At 37.5% G+C, this 18,860-nt stretch carries 16 protein-coding genes; 3 read left to right on the forward strand and 13 right to left on the reverse strand.

What is annotated here, in order from left to right:
• Window positions 1-14: 14 nt before the first annotated feature.
• From aroC to ACLLO5_RS17295, 7 genes are all read right to left on the reverse strand, one after another.
• Window positions 15-1,103 (reverse strand): chorismate synthase, encoded by a 1,089-nt coding sequence (gene aroC, locus ACLLO5_RS17265; protein ID WP_413171711.1) that lies wholly within the window; start codon window positions 1,101-1,103, stop codon window positions 15-17.
• A gap of 119 nt (window positions 1,104-1,222) precedes the next feature.
• Window positions 1,223-2,107 carry a hypothetical protein gene (locus tag ACLLO5_RS17270; RefSeq protein WP_413171712.1) on the reverse strand — a complete coding sequence of 295 codons (885 nt, stop codon included), beginning with the start codon at window positions 2,105-2,107 and terminating at the stop codon, window positions 1,223-1,225.
• 145 nt (window positions 2,108-2,252) lie between these two features.
• Window positions 2,253-3,182 (reverse strand): P-loop NTPase fold protein, encoded by a 930-nt coding sequence (locus ACLLO5_RS17275; RefSeq protein WP_413171713.1) that lies wholly within the window; start codon window positions 3,180-3,182, stop codon window positions 2,253-2,255.
• Window positions 3,183-3,242: 60 nt separating this feature from the next.
• Window positions 3,243-3,866, reverse strand: coding sequence for a DUF4276 family protein (locus tag ACLLO5_RS17280; RefSeq protein ID WP_413171714.1), 624 nt, complete (start codon window positions 3,864-3,866; stop codon window positions 3,243-3,245).
• Window positions 3,863-4,954 (reverse strand): AAA family ATPase, encoded by a 1,092-nt coding sequence (locus ACLLO5_RS17285; protein WP_413171715.1) that lies wholly within the window; start codon window positions 4,952-4,954, stop codon window positions 3,863-3,865. Before ACLLO5_RS17285 ends, ACLLO5_RS17280 begins: the two co-directional genes overlap by 4 nt.
• Before the next feature lie 126 nt (window positions 4,955-5,080).
• Window positions 5,081-5,455 (reverse strand): hypothetical protein, encoded by a 375-nt coding sequence (locus ACLLO5_RS17290; RefSeq protein WP_413171716.1) that lies wholly within the window; start codon window positions 5,453-5,455, stop codon window positions 5,081-5,083.
• 154 nt (window positions 5,456-5,609) lie between these two features.
• On the reverse strand, window positions 5,610-7,163 hold the full coding sequence (locus ACLLO5_RS17295) for a cytochrome P450 (RefSeq protein ID WP_413171717.1): 1,554 nt from the start codon (window positions 7,161-7,163) through the stop codon (window positions 5,610-5,612).
• A gap of 219 nt (window positions 7,164-7,382) precedes the next feature.
• Between ACLLO5_RS17295 and ACLLO5_RS17300 the strand changes: the two genes are divergently transcribed.
• On the forward strand, window positions 7,383-7,724 hold the full coding sequence (locus ACLLO5_RS17300; protein ID WP_413171718.1) for a hypothetical protein: 342 nt from the start codon (window positions 7,383-7,385) through the stop codon (window positions 7,722-7,724).
• 193 nt (window positions 7,725-7,917) lie between these two features.
• Here ACLLO5_RS17300 and psbA read toward each other — a convergent pair whose 3' ends face one another.
• Window positions 7,918-9,000, reverse strand: a complete 1,083-nt coding sequence (gene psbA / locus ACLLO5_RS17305) for a photosystem II q(b) protein (RefSeq protein ID WP_413171719.1) — start codon at window positions 8,998-9,000, stop codon at window positions 7,918-7,920.
• A 198-nt stretch (window positions 9,001-9,198) separates the two neighbouring features.
• Between psbA and cofG the strand changes: the two genes are divergently transcribed.
• Window positions 9,199-10,149: a 7,8-didemethyl-8-hydroxy-5-deazariboflavin synthase subunit CofG gene (gene cofG, locus ACLLO5_RS17310; RefSeq protein ID WP_413171720.1), complete on the forward strand. Its 951-nt coding sequence runs from the start codon at window positions 9,199-9,201 to the stop codon at window positions 10,147-10,149.
• 52 nt (window positions 10,150-10,201) lie between these two features.
• On the opposite strand, the gene ACLLO5_RS17315 is transcribed toward cofG, so the two are convergent.
• The 5 genes from ACLLO5_RS17315 to ACLLO5_RS17335 all read right to left on the reverse strand — a co-directional run bounded on the left by ACLLO5_RS17315 (window position 10,202) and on the right by ACLLO5_RS17335 (window position 16,908).
• Entirely contained in the window at window positions 10,202-12,388 is a 2,187-nt protein-coding gene (locus tag ACLLO5_RS17315) for a GumC family protein (RefSeq protein ID WP_413171721.1), read from the reverse strand.
• Window positions 12,389-12,627: 239 nt separating this feature from the next.
• Entirely contained in the window at window positions 12,628-13,998 is a 1,371-nt protein-coding gene (locus tag ACLLO5_RS17320; protein ID WP_413171722.1) for a polysaccharide biosynthesis/export family protein, read from the reverse strand.
• 27 nt (window positions 13,999-14,025) lie between these two features.
• Window positions 14,026-14,748 (reverse strand): cyanoexosortase B system-associated protein, encoded by a 723-nt coding sequence (locus ACLLO5_RS17325; RefSeq protein WP_413171723.1) that lies wholly within the window; start codon window positions 14,746-14,748, stop codon window positions 14,026-14,028.
• A 46-nt stretch (window positions 14,749-14,794) separates the two neighbouring features.
• Window positions 14,795-15,697 carry a cyanoexosortase B gene (gene crtB, locus ACLLO5_RS17330; RefSeq protein ID WP_413171724.1) on the reverse strand — a complete coding sequence of 301 codons (903 nt, stop codon included), beginning with the start codon at window positions 15,695-15,697 and terminating at the stop codon, window positions 14,795-14,797.
• Window positions 15,698-15,765: 68 nt separating this feature from the next.
• Complete coding sequence (locus ACLLO5_RS17335) at window positions 15,766-16,908, reverse strand: DegT/DnrJ/EryC1/StrS family aminotransferase (protein ID WP_413171725.1); 1,143 nt, start codon at window positions 16,906-16,908, stop codon at window positions 15,766-15,768.
• Between the two features lie 287 nt (window positions 16,909-17,195).
• On the opposite strand from ACLLO5_RS17335, the gene ACLLO5_RS17340 reads away from it, so the two are divergent.
• A complete protein-coding gene (locus ACLLO5_RS17340) occupies window positions 17,196-18,740 on the forward strand; it encodes a GAF domain-containing protein (protein ID WP_413171726.1) in 1,545 nt (514 codons plus the stop codon).
• Window positions 18,741-18,860: the final 120 nt, after the last annotated feature.

An 18,860-nucleotide genomic window follows, 5' to 3' on the forward strand; every position in this document is an offset into this window, starting at 1 on the left:
CAAACACCAAATTTCTACAAGACCTTACACTGTCCATAATGCCGTAAGAGATGGTCACATAAAACCAAAGCCACCATAGCATCAACCATCGGTACAGCACGGGGTAAAACACAAGGATCATGTCTTCCCTTACCGGCTAAAACTGTTTCTTCACCTTCCTTAGTTACAGTTTTTTGTTCTTTTCTAATAGTTGCAGTTGGTTTAAAAGCAACTCGCAAAATAATATTTTCTCCGTTAGAAATTCCCCCTTGAATACCACCAGAACGATTGGTTATGGTACGAATTTCGCCATTTTCATCTATATAAAATTCATCGTTATGTTCAAAACCTGTTAACAAAGTTCCATCAAAACCAGAACCGATTTCAAAACCTTTACTTGCAGGAAGTGACATCACCGCTTTGGCTAAATCTGCTTCCAATTTATCAAAAACTGGCTCACCTAAACCCTTGGGAACATTCCGCACCACACACTCAACCACACCACCGATAGAATTACCATCTCTACCAGTTTTTTCAATTAATTCAATCATTTGGTTAGCAATTTCACCATCTGGACAGCGGACAATATTGCTTTCTACATTTTCTAATGTGACGGTATTGGTATCAACTACGCCTTCTAAATCTTTGATGCGCTTGACATAGGCGATAACTTCCACACCTGCAACTTGATGTAAAATCTTTTTAGCGATCGCACCAGCAGCAACTCTACCTATTGTCTCACGGGCTGAAGACCTACCGCCACCTTGCCAATTTCTAAACCCATACTTAGCATCATAGGTAGCATCTGCATGGGAAGGACGGTATTTTTGCGCCATCTCATCATAATCTTGGGAACGGGTATCTTTATTTCTGACCAAAATCGAAATTGGCGTTCCCAGCGTCTTCCCCTCAAACACCCCAGATAAAATCTCACAGGTGTCCGCTTCTTTGCGGGGTGTGGTGATTTTACTTTGTCCTGGCCGTCTTCTGTCTAGTTCAAATTGAATTTCCTCAGCGGAAATTTCCAGTCGTGGGGGACAACCATCAATGATAACACCCACACCGCCGCCGTGAGATTCGCCAAATGTTGTGATTCGGAAAAGATGACCAAAAGTGCTGCCCATGATGTTGAGGAAATACAGACCGAAATATGTATTTTACATGGAGTTGGTCATTTTAAAGCATTCTGTTGGTTATTCAGTAATGTTCTTTGTCTGAATCAGGATGTCCAGGATTTAAGGATTTATGGCTTACGCCACGCTTCGCTATCAGGATGAGGTTGATTATCTATATCTATATTGTAAAGGTACTTTGCTCTAATTTTGTTTATTTTACTGCATTCAGCTAATCTACGAATAGCTGTTTCTATGTTTTGGGATGCTGGTTCATAACCAGATTTTAGTAACCATCTAACCATTTCTAGTAACTCAGGATGACCTTTTTTAAGCCATTCACAGTATTCATCAACGGTACAGCTTTTCAAAAATTTAATATCTTCATGAAGTCTAGATGATCTTGAAGAAGAATCAACATTAATTATATTTTGCAAAGCTGTAGTAATATCTAATATCTGGTAATATTCTTTAATTTTCTCGTTTAAAGAGGCTTCTAAATCAGGATATTTAGTTACTTGATGTCTAAAACTGATTAAATCATCATAATAGTTGTATTCTAAAATCTCCTTTAATATGGTTTCTAATAGTGATTTTTTATAACTAGAAATATCAAGTCCTAATATTGAAGCAAATCTTTCAATTTGTTCAAATTGTGGGATGCTTAATTGAATGTGATTATCTTCCAGAAAAGTAAGTATTCCATTAGTAATATCTTTTTCATTATCTGCAAATGAATTATAGTATTTAAATCTATAAAGATGATTGGAAAGCTCATCAAGTTTTTTAATAATTTGATCTCTTTGTTCTTTTTCGTTTAAAATCTGCCCTTCTTTAATAAACTCTTCATCCTTTAATAAAGATGTTTCGATAAATTTAAGTATAATTGTATCTAATTTTTCTAAATTTATATACCCTATATCTCCTATTTTTAGCCTCAAGTTCCATCTTTCGTTAGCGGTTTTCTCATCTTCGTCTTTATATTGATCATAATATTTTTGTGCATTATGGGACATTGATAATATAGTATCAATAGGATCAGGACTTACGCAACTGGCATATTAGTAGGGTGCGTCAGATATCAAATATCTGTTTATTCGCAGGATTTATGAAGTCTGACGCACCATAAAATAGATGTTTGGTGTGACACTTGCGTAAGTCCTAAGGATCTATACCATCAATAGAAAATCTTTTACTGAATTCAGTATCTAATTTGGCTATATTAATAACCATAATATTTCTGATAATTTGATGCCGCAAACTCTCTTCCCAATCTTGCATTAAGGGAATGAACTCATCAATAAGCCATTTAGTTTTGCGGATAACTCGAATATTATTCGTACCAGCTTTTTTGAATACTTCTTTAATTACATCCATATCAGAAGAATCTTTAAATATAAAATCTAAATTTTCTTCTACTGTTGGATTTAGATTAAATTCTTTATCAATTACTTTTTCACGATAGGTTTCTAAAGCAGTTTGTGAATCTTTCTCAAGCTCATCTTCATTATAAATGAGAATAATTTTGCATTTCAAATCTTGAACCAAATACTCAACAAATCCAAATATATCTTTTAATGGAAGCTGAGATTTTCTTTCTAAATCATCAATACAGATAATTGATTTACCATTAACGTTTAAATTAAATAATATCTCCAGCAACAAATCACCACCTATAGTAAGTAATGAACCTGATAATCCAAAGTCTAGTTTTTGAGGTTTTTCACCTGATAATTCAAAGTCTAGTTTTTGAGGTTTTTCTAATCTTACAGAATTGCGATTTAAAAATTCAACAACATTCTGAATTGGCTTAAGTTGATTTTTTTGATAATTAGCAAATATTCTTGCTTTCAAATGTTCAATTGAAGAAATACCAAAAATAGAAGCATATAAATAATCATTTTTGCGCTGGTTGTCTAAAAGATTTCTTACTAAATGTGTTTTGCCAACACCCCATTTACCCTTAACAGCTAAAACTCTATAATTTTCATTATCTAAGAATCTCTCGATAATACTTTCTGCTTGTTTTCGATTAACTCCAAAATTTACTGCGTTTGTACTTCTATTGAACATATCTACATTGTTAGTCATAAAATATCCATCCTGTAAATCCTTAAATCTTGGACATCCTAATTCAGACAAAATAGCTAACTACTTAATATTTTCCAGTCGTGTTAACCATTTATCGAAATGCTGACACTGATTACGTATTATATCCAAACCGATATCCATAGCAATTAAAGAACCATGTAAAGGTTTATCATATCCAGGACAACATCTGAGAATACGTTTAGAAGGTGCTGTTATCGGACTATCATTAATATGTTCAGGTGAAGGAAATGATTCACATTCACGTTGTAGCTGTTCTACAATACTTTGATCAAACCATCCTAAAAAAGCTTGTGGATTACTGTAGAGAAGTCCCTCAAACTCATGTACCAAGAGATTAGGAATAAAATTTTGTTTTCCAATATCTACACCCATTTGTTTTTCTAGATATTCAGCTTTCTCAAAAGGATTATTGCTAGTAGGAATAGAACTTGTACCAGGAAAATCTTTTGGTAATCCATACAAATCTAACATCGTAGTTACAAAAGCGGTGCTATCTTCAGAACATTTACGATATAATTCTTTTCTGATTTTTCCATAAGTTACCGCACCACCTAAAAGTATAGGATTAACATATATGTTTTGTTGCAAAAAATGATTGTAAAGTAATTCTCTGACAAAAGTTTCTTCCGTTTGTCCTTCTACAAAAATGTTGACTCGAATCATTTTGAAGGTCTACCTCCAATAATGTTCTTTTTCCACAATTCTCCTAAAGTGTAATCTTCCAACCATTCTTGTAAATCATCCTCATTTAATCTACGCAGTAATGATTTACCATCTTTTCTATCTACAACAATCACATCATTTGCTGTAAATTCATTTAATAATTCCACAGATTGAGTAGAAACAATTACTTGTTTTTCTCTAGAAGCAGCACGCATTAAAGATGCTAAAATAGTAATTGCATAAGGGTGAAGACCTAATTCTGGTTCATCAACTAAAATAGTTTCTGGTTGCAAAGCAGCAGGTTGTAAAAATACAGTTGCTAAACATATAAAACGCAGCGTTCCATCAGACAGCAGATGAGCTTTAAAAGGAATATCCTGACCTTGTTCAAACCATTCTAGTTCTATAAAATCTTGATTGTGTGGAGAAGGACGCAAGAAAAAATCATCAAAAAAAGGAGCAACAAGCCGGATTGTTTTGACAATTTGTTGATAAGATTGAGAATAATTGTTTTTTAATAAATACAAAAAAGCTGCCAAATTACGACCATCTGGACGCAGGTAAATATTATCATTAATAGGAGCAACTTGTTTTACATAAGCACTGTCGCTGGTATCATGAAAATGATAAACTCGCCATTGCTGCATAGCAGATAATACATATTCATCAATTCCTGTTCCAGTACCAGTACAAGCCTGAGTTTCAAAATAACCACTACCTATTTCCCACTCACCATCACCCCAGCCAAAACACTCTTGAGAAAACATCAGACGGTTATCTTGAGTAGGTTCAAGGGTGGCAAAATATCTATTATTGCCAAAATAGAGTTCAATTTCCAATTTTGCAGTTGTTTTTCTACCAAAATGTAATATTGAATCTGGTCCACCTTGACGACTGACAAAAACTTGTAGTTTCTTCTCAAGCATCTGCTCAATCATCCGAAAAAAGCCAATAAAATTGGATTTTCCTGCACCATTACAGCCAATGAGTATGTTAAGTTGAGAAAGCTGAAGATCACATTCCGCAATAGATTTGAAACCTTTTAAAACAATCCTTGATAGCTGTCTTTTATTAGAGAGTTCGGTCATATTTTTATTTAGGTAAAACATCTACATTTATTGAATTAGCTTACTAACTTGCATTCATTTTTATATTTTTTATATTTTTTATATTTTACATTATTTTTGAATACTAAAATAACGTTGATTCGATAATTATAGAATTTCTTCAGTGATTTTTAGATTTTTTTCTTTCTCTTGCTCTAATCTTTCAACCAAATAACCATAAACTTCTAAACCCTTTTCATAATTCTCCGGCTGATTCAACAAATCATCACCAGCTTTTAAAGTATCAAAAGCAAATTGATAATTTCCCTGTTCACAATGATGATAAAAAGCATCAATATAATCGTTTAAATCCTCTTCCCAATTCCAATTTTCTAGCCAATCACCTTCTATATCATCAACATAAAGATGAATATAATCAGAACCATAATTTTGCTTATCTAGCTGCAACTGTTGGGATGCTTCCAGATACGTCCAATCTACCTCAGAACTATACAGATTATCAATATTTACATCTTGATTCATAAGAATTACCATCCTGTAAATCCTCAAATCCTGGACATCCTGATTCTGACAAAAAATACTTGAAATATTCACCTTTATTTAGCCATAGGCATTGTGCTTATTAACGCCCAATTACCTATAACTTAAAAGTTAGACATATTGTCCAGAAAAATACCTAACTTCTCAACCGAAAACGTACTGGCATTCTATCAGATGGATAAATCAAAAGGTTTTGCTGTAAATTTTCCACAGATGAACGACCATTGACCAACTCCCAATCAAAGTGACGCAACAATAATGCCAACATCACCGTTGCTTCTAGCATTGAAAGATGCTCACCCAAACAACGATGATAACCCGATCCAAAATCTATCATTGGCAGTTGAATATTTTCTTTGTCTTGGTCTAACCAACGTTCTGGTAAAAATTCTTCAGGATTTGTATAAACTTCTGGATCTCTTCCCGCTGCAAGCATTGACCAGAATATCTTCGTGCCGCAAGGAATTACCTGACCCTCAATCACAATTTCTCGTTTAGCTTCCAATGAAGTTGAGCCGGAAGCGATGGAATAAAGGCGCAAAGTTTCTTTGAAAATAGCGCGAATGTAACTCAATTCCTTGAAACTTTCTGTATTAATCGTGCCTTGACTTTGCCAAACTTGATCAACTACCGCCTGTGCTTTTTGAAAAACCCTGGGATTTAAGAATAACTCTGCTACTGCAAAAGATAAAGTATGGGCTGTTGTATCAGTACCAGCTATTAATAATTCAACAGCTTCTGCTATTAATGATTCTCGATTATAGTTTGGTTCTTTAGCAGCTATTTTCACTAACATTGATTCCCGGAACAAAGAACTGACCTGTCCTAAATCAGTTTTGTTTTGTTCTCTCATCTGCAAAGCTAAATCTACACGGGGAGCAAGAAACTCCTCTAAACATCGTCTTACTGACCAATAATCTCGTGAATTTTTAGTTGGTAGATATTTCCTCCATCTCTTCTCACCAGTAGCTACCCGTAAAAACCGATAACCTAAAATAGACATTGCCTCATACACTTTAGCAACATCCAAGGGTGGTCCTTCAGGACTAACGGTTTTTCTATCTACAGGAATACCCAGCACTAAAGAGGAAATTACCCTCATCGTCAATTCTACAAATAAAGGATCTACCTGTACTTCCTGTGTTGGTGCAACTTCCTGAATAGTTTCAATTACTTGTTCACAAGCTTGATTAATAATCTCAACATATTTGGAAAGACCACTAGAACTAAATTCAGGATTCCAAGCTTTGCGTCGCCACTGCCACTCAGCGCCATTTTGACCCAAAAGAATGGGTCCACTAATATCGTTCCAAGCTTTGCTTGCTCGCTCGGATCTAACTAAGCTACCGTCTCTCATACCATTAATAATGGTGTCTTCGATCACTTTTGGTTTAGTCAAAATAACAACAGGTTGACCAACCCAATAAACATACATCGGGCCTAGTTGCTTGCTCCAATCAAATAATAATTGGAACAATTTCTTTTGTTTTACTGCTGCTAATACTTGAGGAATATTTCCTAATAGCCAATGTCTGGGAGGAGAAGGAAGAGACTCTAGAGATTTGTAAGCATTTTTTTGTTTCCACCACCGCCAACCAAGTATTCCCGCAGTGCCAGTAGCGCCTAAGACTGTGACTAAATTTAGAGATGAAGAAGAAAAAGCAATCTGAGCAGCAACATCTTGTAACATAAATCGTCCTTCATACAACAAACACTTCAGATGATCCAGATATAGCAGGAGTAAGGAGTTACCGAATCAGAATTCAGAAGTAAAATCTTTTTGTTTGTAGCCGGAGTTTAATCCTTAATTAATTGATGTCCTGGCTACCCTTTCCTGTGCCATAACAATACTTATGCACCCAGTATAGTATGTGCTAAAGTGTAACCAAATTTGTAAATTAAAGTAATTATGGGCTTTTTACTGAGAATATTAGGCTTTGGGTTGCTGATATTGGGCATCTACTTGGTTGGACAAAACATCATTTTTACAACCAACGTTTATCCTTACTGGTGGCGGGGAATAGCTGCGGACACATCTGTACTTGCACTAACAATAGGAGTGATGATATTAATATTCTTCCCTAGAAGTATGAAAAATCTCGGCTGGATACCCGTAGTTATGGGAATTATCCTTGTATTTATGAGTAGTCGAGCCATTCTCAATCCTACGAGCCTCTGGCAATTTTTCCTCTCACTAGTTCTCATGTCAGGAGGCTATAAAATGTTCATCACCGGACGCTTACCTGTGTAAAAGACATCCACCAAAAATAAATTACTTCTATCTCATCGTTGGAAAAACTTAAATCAAAACTCTGCGTCACTCTGCGTTTACCTCAGCGAACCTCTGCGTTTAAAAGTAAAGTTCCCAACCGTTTTTAGTATAAAAACAACAAAAAAACGCCCCCCGTCAGGAGAGCGTTTTTTATTTGACTAAGCTTTATTTATTAACCGTTGATTGCAGGTGCAGTTAAAGCAACAGGAGCAATATCACCAGCAGCCAAGTCTAAGGGGAAGTTGTGAGCGTTACGCTCGTGCATTACTTCCATACCTAAGTTAGCGCGGTTGATTACATCAGCCCAAGTACCGATGACGCGACCTTGAGAATCAATGATGGATTGGTTGAAGTTGAAACCGTTCAAGTTGAAAGCCATTGTGCTTACACCCAAAGCGGTGAACCAGATTCCGATTACAGGCCAAGCAGCGAGGAAGAAGTGAAGTGAACGGCTGTTGTTGAAGGAAGCGTATTGGAAAATCAAGCGACCGAAGTAACCGTGTGCTGCAACGATGTTGTAGGTTTCTTCTTCTTGACCGAACTTGTAACCGTAGTTTTGAGATTCGGTTTCGGTTGTTTCACGAACCAAGGAAGATGTAACCAAAGAACCGTGCATTGCAGAGAACAAGGAGCCACCGAATACACCAGCTACACCAAGCATGTGGAAGGGGTGCATCAAGATGTTGTGTTCAGCTTGGAACACGATCATGAAGTTGAATGTTCCAGAGATACCTAAAGGCATACCATCGGAGAATGAACCTTGACCGATTGGGTAGATTAGGAATACTGCGGTTGCTGCTGCTACAGGAGCGGAGAAAGCTACGCAGATCCAAGGACGCATACCTAAGCGGTAAGAAAGTTCCCATTCACGACCGAGATAGCAAGCTACACCGATTAAGAAGTGGAAAATTACCAATTGGTAAGGACCGCCGTTGTACAACCACTCATCTAAGGAAGCTGCTTCCCAAATGGGGTAGAAGTGTAAACCGATCGCATTAGAAGAAGGAACAACTGCACCGGAGATGATGTTGTTTCCATAGAGTAGAGAACCTGCTACTGGCTCACGGATACCGTCGATATCAACGGGGGGAGCAGCGATGAATGCAATTACGAAGCAAGCGATCGCAGATAGTAGGGTTGGAATCATCAAGACTCCGAACCAACCTATGTAAATCCGGTTTTCAGTGCTGGTGATCCATTCGCAGAATCGATCCCATACGTTGGCGCTTTGGCGCTGTTGAATGGCTGTGGTCATGTCTTTATAATTGCGTTTTGGTTATGTATGTTTTGGTAGGTGTTTCTACCTCATGAATTTATATTAAGCAAAATGTTTCGATTTGTAAAGGGGTTTTCGTAATATTTTTTAATATTTTTCTCACAGCCTGAAAAAACCTAGATATATTAAGGGTTTCAGCCTTTATTTTTTTGTAAACATATTTCTGGTTTAGTACAAATGCTCTCATTTAACCAAAAAATCGTTACTTACAGTCCTGCATATACTCTTGTTCCCACTTACGAATGTTTTAATAGATGTAGTTACTGTAATTTCCGTGTTGAACCTGGTTCTCATCCTTGGATGACGTTAGCTGAAGCAGAGAATATTTTATTACCTTTAAAAAATCAAAATGTCTGTGAAATCCTCATCCTTAGTGGTGAAGTGCATCCTTTATCATCCAGGCGTGAGGCTTGGTTTGGGCTTATTTATGATTTATGTGCTTTAGCCTTATCAATGGGATTTTTACCCCATACCAACGCCGGACCACTGAGTTTTGCGGAAATGCAAAAGCTGAAAAATGTTAATGTTTCCATGGGGTTGATGTTGGAACAGTTGACACCCAAGTTGTTAAATACTGTTCATCGTCATGCACCGAGTAAGTTACCCCAATTGCGTTTACAACAGTTACAGTGGGCGGGAGAGTTACAAATTCCCTTTACAACTGGGTTACTTTTGGGAATAGGAGAAACTGAAGATGACTGGTGGGAGACTTTAGCAGCTATTTCTGATTTGCATCACCGTTACCAACATATACAAGAGGTGATTTTGCAACCCCACAGTCCGGGAAGTCAGCAAATCTTTGATGCAGAAGCTTTTAATCCTCTTCAACTACCGGAAGTCATAGCTAAAGCACGGGAAATTTTACCCGCAGATATTACAATTCAAATTCCGCCTAATTTAATTAAAGATGAGGGTTGGTTACTCGCGTGTTTAGATGCAGGTGCTAGAGATTTGGGGGGAATAAGTCCCAAGGATGAGGTTAACCCTGATTATCCACATTTGCAGGAACAGAGACTCAGGGAAATTTTACAACCTGCGGGCTGGGAGTTGAGACCACGTTTACCTGTTTATAATCAATTTAATAGCTGGTTGGTTGAGGAGTTAGCAGCGACGGTTAGAAATAGATGATAGATTCTGTTTTCTGCAAATTTTCCCCACACTCGACACCCTGTTGAAAACGCTAATTTTTACCGAAAATAGTGGATATGTCTTCTGTTTGTTGAATCACTTCCAGGTTTAGGTCAGGTATAGATGTAGGTAATTCTTCTGCTAGTTGAGGCATGGAAACTCTGATATCAGCACTATTAATAATAGCTCCTAATAGCCCTAACTCATCTTCTACTAATTGATCAATAGCTTCAGTGAGCATATTTTCTTGTGTATAGTTAGGTCGCGCTACCAGCACTATGCCATCACTATAGGGTTGAAATAATAATGGATCATTGGAAATACTGAGAGGATTTGTGTCTACAATAACTAAATCATAGCGTTCACGAGCATCTTCTATCAAGCGACGCATTTCATTAGATTCTATGATAGCAGCAGATTGACGCACAGGACCGATGCTAGAAATAATGTATAAATTCTCTACATCAGGAACTAAGCGAATACATTCACTCAAACTAGAATAATAATACAGAGGTTCAATATGGATATAGGAGTCAGGAATAACCTTCAGAGATGAAGCTTGGGAGGGCGATCGCAAATCTGCTTCGATAATCAAGGTTCTTTTCCCAGCCCTTGCTGAAGCTATCCCCAGGTTATAGGCACTCAATGTTTTACCTTCCTGACTACTAACGCTAGTAATTAATATCACCTTTATCTCTTTACCAACAATCCGACGTAAATTACTGCGGAATTTCTCATAAAACTCCAAATAAGGAGAATCGGGGGAAAGTATGACTGGCAAGGTTTCTGGCTCTAAATCATCAGATGGGATTATTGGCAATTCTCCCAGTAGTAGCACATCTCGTTGCTTGAGGCTTTCCCGAATATCTTCTCTGGTTTTGAAAGTTCCTTCCAGTGACCCCAGCAGAAATATGACACCACCACCAATTACAGCACCCAATAAACCACCAATAGCCAAGGTAGCAGGTACACTCTTGGGTTTAGCAACTACAGGTAAAGGTGTTGGTGGTTTGGTTAAGCTCAGACTAGAAACAGTTTCTGCTTCTGCGGCTTTTGCATCGGTAAGCTTGGCTTGCATTTGGTCATATATAGCTTTTTTAAAGCCTACAGCTTGTTCCAAACGCGATCGCTCTAACTGCTTATTGGGGATGAGAGTAGATTCTCGCTGTAATTGCTTCTCCTGTTGAATTTGTTGCTTTAGTTGTTGTTCCAGGGTTTCACGCTGGGTTTGCAAAGCCACCATTTGATTTGCTAACGCCTGTCGTGTCGGGTCTAAACTACTTTGAGTGCGAATACCTGTAACATTACCTCGTATAGGAGCAGCCATCCCGCCACCACCTAACACCTCACTAGCACGTTGTTGCAGCAATTCTTCAGCCGCTTCTTTTTGGCGCTGTAATTGAATCATGGTCGGATGTTCAGACCGCAAATCTTTTCTGAGAATGGCAATTTGTGACTCTACTTGATAAATTTGCGATCGCAAATTGGCAATAATAGTATCAGCACTCAACGCTGAAGAAACATAAGCCTGACCAACTGTTAAACCCAACTTATTTTCTAAAGAACGAAGTTGAGCATCAATTCCAGCAATAGTGAATTTAATTTCTCTTTGCTGCATTTTACTATTACTAATCCCCAGGAGCAAACTACCATTTTCTGCTTCCATAAGTGCCGGACGTTCCCGACGATCATATTCTTCCAGTGTATTTTCAGCAGCTTGGAGTTCCTTCTTAACTTGTGGCAAAAGCTCATTAATTTTTTTTATAATTGTTTTCAGTCTACCAGTGTTAATATCACCACTCAACTGCACCATTAATTTTGTCAATTCTGTTAATACATCTACACCTCTATTAACATCACTATCTGTATAATAAACTAATATTATTGGACTTTCTAATGCTCCCGATTTCGTTTTTTCAGGCATCTTTAATTTCACATTGGCAGCAATCGTTTTTGGTTTTATTTTTACTTTATCCGCTACCTTGAGAATAATTTGATCTGAGAGTAAAACCTCTTGTGTCAGTTCTTTCCCTTGTTGTTGAATTTCACTGGCTGTTTTTGAGAAAGAAACTGGTGGTCCACTATAGGACACCGCAGCTTCTATTAGGTAGGTAACTGGTGGTTCTGGTTGTATAGCCACCACTGTTGTCCCAGCTACTACTAAACCAAAACTAGCTAATCCAATCCATTTATACTTCTCAAAAGCAATAATATATTTCTTAATGATTGGTGGTGTCATAGGATTTAATCTGTTATTAATAATGGTTCTACCGCACTTGTTATGCTAAATCTCCAATCTCACAAAGGGAACAGGGTAAAGAGGCGATATTTTGTAATAATGTTCAAAATTATGGTTTATTTCTTATGTATAGTCAGCTTTCCGAGATTTTTTGGCTTGATTTTGCATACTAGATACTGAAGAACCTTAATAATTACTCATTCATTAGGTTCAAGAAGCTATTCCTACTGACCATATTATTAATTTGAACCACCACCGAAAACCCCGTTACCAAAGGTTTGAAAAAATTGCAAAAAGGACTGCACATTAAAAAATGGTTGGGTAATGGTAGTAAATAAATTTTGAAGTTTGCCGATTAAGTTTCGACCAACAACAATTACATCATTATCTTGCAGTGCTAAATTTTGAGAAGCATCACCAGCTAGCGCCTTTTTACCATCAAGTCTTTGAGTAACAGCTTTACCTTGTTCCGGATCAAAACGAACCAAAGCAATATCCCGAAGATTAGCAGTGTTAAGATTCACACCTCCCAAAACATCTATAAATGTACTACCATTGGGTAAAGATTGAGTTACAATTCCTCCCGCAGCATAATTTAAAATTCTGACTTTAATCTGAGGTACAGCCAAAGTCGAACGTGCCACTAATTTGCGATCATAACCATCATCTGTACCAAGTTCTCGACGTGGGATAATGATTGCATCCCCATCTTGTAAACGCAAATTAGGCAGCGAACCACCACTTTGCAATGAGGCGTATAAGTCAACATTTTGTGAAACTATAGAACCATCACTGAGCTTACGGCGTATTTGCACTTGTCGCAGGTCTGCTGTCAAAGTTGAACCACCAGCTAATGATAAAATCTCAGTAATGCGAGGCATTCCCACACCAGCAGTATAAATTCCTGGACGAGATATTTCCCCAGTAATTGTAACTTGAACTGGACGTATTTGTGATAAAGACGTTACTACAGTATCAGTAGTAATACGACTTAAAGCCAAGCGAATCTTTTCTTGAACTTCTTCCAAACTTAAGCCTTTTACAAATAGTTTTCCAACTTGCGGGATAATGATATTACCATCTTGACCAACAGGGGCTGAGAAACTTAAATTCGGACGTTCTCCAGATAGTGATAACAAGACAATGGGATCAATAACATAGCGATTTAAACCAGAGCGAATTTTTGCTTCGGCTTCTTTCAAACTCAAGCCTTGTAAAGATATCACTCCCAGTAGAGGCACTACAATATTACCTTCTGGATTAATTGCCGCTTGAAAAGTTAAATCTGGAAATCTTTGCACTGACACACTGATAGAATCTCCAATTCCTAACCGGTATAGTCCAGGAGGACGCTGAAAGATAACATTGAGTGTATCTCCTGTATCCAATAGATAACGGTTGAATTGTGGTGAAATTTCTTCCTTTGTACTGGGAGATACTTCTTCAGACGTAGGAGGAGGTGTTGTAAATTCTACTGAAGATGGTTCTACAGATGGTAAAGGCTGCGCTAATATAGGTTGAATAGACGTTATCAACCCAACACTTACCTGGAGAGTGACAAAAAACAGGGCGTTAAATGCACGTTTGTGAGAACTAGGCACTATAAACATTGGTGCAGATTTGTGAAATAAAATCAGTTATAAAACTATTGACATTAATTCAGATTGTACTTTTTCACCCAACGACTGAAGCTTTGACCAAGATGTTTCTGCTTCTCCAAAAGACTCCATTGACATTAAAATACTCACAGCCACCCAAGGTACACGCTTTTTTTGCCACTGTGCTAATTGGTCTGATACAAACCACTTAAAAGGTGATGATGTTCCACCATTTGGCATTGCGTACCATTGTAAAACAGCAAAAGTTTGTTTTTGTGTTGTAGCCCGAAAAAATCTTGACTTGATTTTTATGGTATTATTCAAATCTTGAGTGGAGGGCTGTTTGAAAGTAAATTCAGCAGTACGATATTGAGCCATATCCCACTTTCCCCAAGTTGATTTCCCCCAACCACTAATATCTATCCACTCTACTTCTGGTTGATCTCGCGGACCGTTTTGCGGCAGCAGCAGCAGTATAGCTTCATTTGCTGGGTCTTTTTGTTTGAGTATCTGCAAAGACCATTTATGTTCGCCAATTTGTGATTCTGACTGTTGAACAGTTTGCCAACCAGGAATATTTAATCCTACTTTGCGAATATTTTTCAATTCCTGGAGTTTATTGACTGACGGTGGCTGCTGCCACACCCATTTTCCTGTTAGGTATCCAGGAACTGCTCCCACTGTTAACAACAGTAGCAGTAAAATCAATACGGCTACCTGACTCCATTGCTTTTCCTGGAAAATTTTGGATAAGGAAATCATATCATGTCCGTCTAATCACTTAATTATCTATATACTATACTCTTGTTTATACATCCTTTATTTCCTCTGGTAACGGCATTACTGGAGTTTCTGAAAAATAATCGTTGAGGTAATTGAGTAAAGGTATTAGTAATAACAGCATACAACCAGAGTAGAGATCGCCACCCCAACCTTCATGTAGCCATACAAAAGCGCCTTCGTTACCTGTACCGTGAAAAAAGGTTAATAAGGTGTTACGAACGATGTTAGCAGTTATACTGATAACGATGGCTATAGATAAAAAACTCATAGTTATGCGCCGTGAAGATAAGGCATCTGTCCAATAAAGCAGCATTAAACCAACGTAAACAGTGGTAAATAACATTTTTAATCCGGCACAATAGGGTGCAACTTCTACAATTCTTCCACCCACGTATAAGTTTATTCCATCTACTATAACTTTCATGCCAAACTGATTGAGGATAAAGGCTGCTGTACCAGCAATAAAGCTTTGCAGAGGAAATGTATAGGGAGCGATAAGATAAGGTAATGCGGTTGGTGTAGCTAAAAATACTAATAATAGGGAAAATCCTTGTAATTTTAAGCCTGGGATGCCCTTGAACCATAAGCACAGTCCTGTCAAGATGATGGGTAAGGATAAATTAACCCATTCAGCTACACCACTTAGATAAAAAATTACGCCTATTATGAATAAACCAATGCTGAGAGGATGGTTAATATTCGGTAGCCGTTGCCACTGTTTCCGGTTTGTCCAACTTAAATAACCAGCATAAGGCAGACCAATCATACCATGGCTAAAATATTCATGTTCTATACTGATACTTTTGTGTAGCCAACCATCTACCCAATGTAGCAATATGGGAGCATAAAGCAGAAGCAAAGTTACTAAAATTCCCCAGTTTAACAATTGGATTGTGTTGCGGTTTTTAATTTGTTGCTGTAGTTCCATAGTGTTAATTCCAATTTTTAAAATGCTCTTAGGACTGGTTATTGTTGAGTAGGTAAAATGAATTAAATTCAGTTTAATTTAATTTTCAATATGGAATAAATAGCAGTGATAACTTCTGTGATTTGGCTATTGTTCAAACCAGGGTACATAGGTAAGGATAATATTTGTTGGGATAGCTGTTCTGATTGGGGAAAGTCGCCTTGTTGATAACCTAAATAATTAAATGCGGGTTGAAGATGGCACGGAATTGGGTAATGAATGCCGGTTTGAATTCCTGCTGCTGTTAATTGTTCTTGCAGTTGTTGACGTTGGAGACGACAAGAGTCATCAATTTTGACTACATAAAGATGATATATGTGTCCTGTACCGCTTTGGTTGTGTATGGGAATAATCCCAACTGAGGCTAAAGGTGCTAGTTCTATATCATACCTCTGGGCAATGTTTAGGCGATCGCTATTCCACTGAGATAAATAGGGTAATTTTTGGTGTAATATGGCTGCTTGTAAGGTATCTAAGCGGCTATTTGTACCGGGTTCAATATGCACATATTTTTGCGATGAACCATAATTTCGCAATCGTCGCATTTTTGCTGCTACATCTGGATCATTAGTTACTACCATACCTCCATCTCCAAATGCTCCCAAATTCTTGCTGGGATAAAAGCTAAAGGCTGCTGCTATACCCACTGAACCAGCGCGATATCCTTCCCGTTCGGCTAGATGTGCCTGGGCTGCATCCTCAAAAATTAAAATTTTGTACGTGTTAGCAAAGTCTAATAATTGGCTGGGTGATACCATCTGACCATAGAGATGTACAGGAATAATGGCTTTGGTTTGGGGGGTAATGGCTTTAGCTGCTGCTTCTAAATCAATTAAGGCTGTTTTGGGGTGACAATCTACCAAAATTGGTTTAGCCCCTGTACTGACTACACCTATCAATGTGGCGATAAAGGTATTAGCTGGTAAAATAACTTCATCCCCAGCACCGATGTTACAAGCTTGTAGACCCAGTGCGATCGCATCAGTTCCAGATGCCACACCAATTCCATATTCTGTACCAGATGCTACTGCAAACGCAGTCTCAAAATCGGATAACGCTTGACCTAAAATAAAATCTCCCTTTACTAATACATCCTCAATGGCTTGTTGCAATTGAGCTTGAATCGGTTGATGTTGTAAATTCAGGTCTACAAAAGGAACTTTAATCATCATTTTGTTGTTTAGATTGCTAGTATCAAAATTTAAGTGGACTAAGTTGCTACTTATTTATTTTAGGCTGGTAATTGATGATTGGATATTGAGGATTTGGGAATAAATATGATTTTTTCCAGTAATATTCCTGATTTTTTAATCATAATATAGCACCAGTATTTAATAAAAATTAAAAAATATTCTTATTAATCGTGAAAATAAAACTTTTTTACTCAGAAGTGTTGATTAAACCTCAAATTGGGGAATCCTAATGAATAGGAAATTGTAATCTCATAACTGCAATGGTAATGATAGAGCCTGAAAATAAACTATTTGCCCCGGATGATGGTTGGAATCCTGTAGAAACAAAAGAACAACAACGGCTCAAAGTCTTGTCTGAGTTAGGTTTGCGTCTACCAGAAACTATCCCCATATTTGAAGAAACTACTCAAACTGCTGCCCACTTTTTAGGCGCAGAAATTTGTATTTTAGGATTTATAGATCAGGAAATCCACTGGTTCAAATCAGCTGTGGGTTTATCAAGATTGGGGTTGATGAATGATCTAGCCAAAAACCGTCAATTATTACGGCAGGAATCTTTTTGCACCCAAGTAGTAGAAACCTTAAAAATATTAGTTATTAATGATACAACAAATATTGACAATTTACAAATATCCACTAGTAAGTTAGTTCAGCATTATGGTATCCGTTCCTATTTGGGAGTACCATTAATTGATGCTTCTGGGTATTGTTTAGGTGCATTAGCAGTAATGGATCGCCAACCGCGAAATTTTACAGAGCGAGACATTGAGTTTTTGCAAATCATTGCTCGTTGGAGTATGAGCGAATTTGAGCGCAACAGATTACTGCAAGGGAAATTACAAACCGTCAGTAGCAGAAATATTCCTGTGCTGCCATTTCCCGAAGAACAGATAATTGATCTGAAAATTTCCCCTCCCCATCTAAACACAAACTCTAGTTCGACTCAGCAGATCAAACTAGAATTATTAGGACAGCTAACTCAAGAGTTACGTACACCCTTAACCTCTGTACTGGGTATGGCTGGTGTTCTGGGACGAGAAATTTATGGGCCTTTAACAACTAAACAGCGAGAATATCTAGAAATTATTGAACACAGTGGACGGTATCTACTTTCTTTAGTCAATGAAATTACTGAATTAGGAACACTATCGGATACTTCATCTGGGCTGAATTTAGCTCCTGTAGATGTGGAAATGCTATGTCAACAAGCTATCAATACCCTATCAGAAGTAACTGTTCGTCGAGAACAAGATATTCGTTTGTCTGTAGAACCAGGACGCAATCGCATTTGGTATTTAGATAAAGATAAGGTGCGGCAGATGGTTTATCACTTACTATTTAGTGTGATTCAACTTTCTGCTACAGGTAGTATTGTGCGTGTTCACATTTCTTCCAAAGAAGATGCACTCTCCATTACTGTTTGGGTTTCCCATCCATGGTTAGGAGATGGAGTTACTGACATAGACCCTTACTTCCGTCTTGACTCTTTATCAATATTCGACATATTGGATGAGCCAGAAAATTATCAGATTGATGCCGAAAATCAGGATAATTTGCCCGAAATATTACAAAAGTCAGAAAATTTGATGGATGAACCATCAGGAATTTTAGTTGATGCTTCCAATAAGAGTTTAGCCAATGCTTCTGGTAATCTGTCCCGTGAAAAATTGGGTTTGTTACTTAGCTGTCAACTAGCAGAACAGCATGGTGGACAAATTGCTATTCAAGGTTCACCAGAATCAGGATACCGCTATGTAATTTCTTTACCATTGCAATCGACTACTAATTCTGAATTTATGAATGATGTCTAAGTAGGTGGGCGTTAAAAATTGTCGTTGGGGCAAGGGAACAGGAAGAGAGTTTTGAGCGTTTTACTTTTCTTCACATACCTTTAATTTTTTCGGTTCACCTACTTAGTAACCGGTTAAAGA

Origin of the sequence: Anabaena azotica SJ-1 (assembly GCF_047275885.1) — a bacterium.
In the GTDB taxonomy this organism is placed as follows: Bacteria; Cyanobacteriota; Cyanobacteriia; order Cyanobacteriales; family Nostocaceae; genus Trichormus_B; species Trichormus_B azotica_A.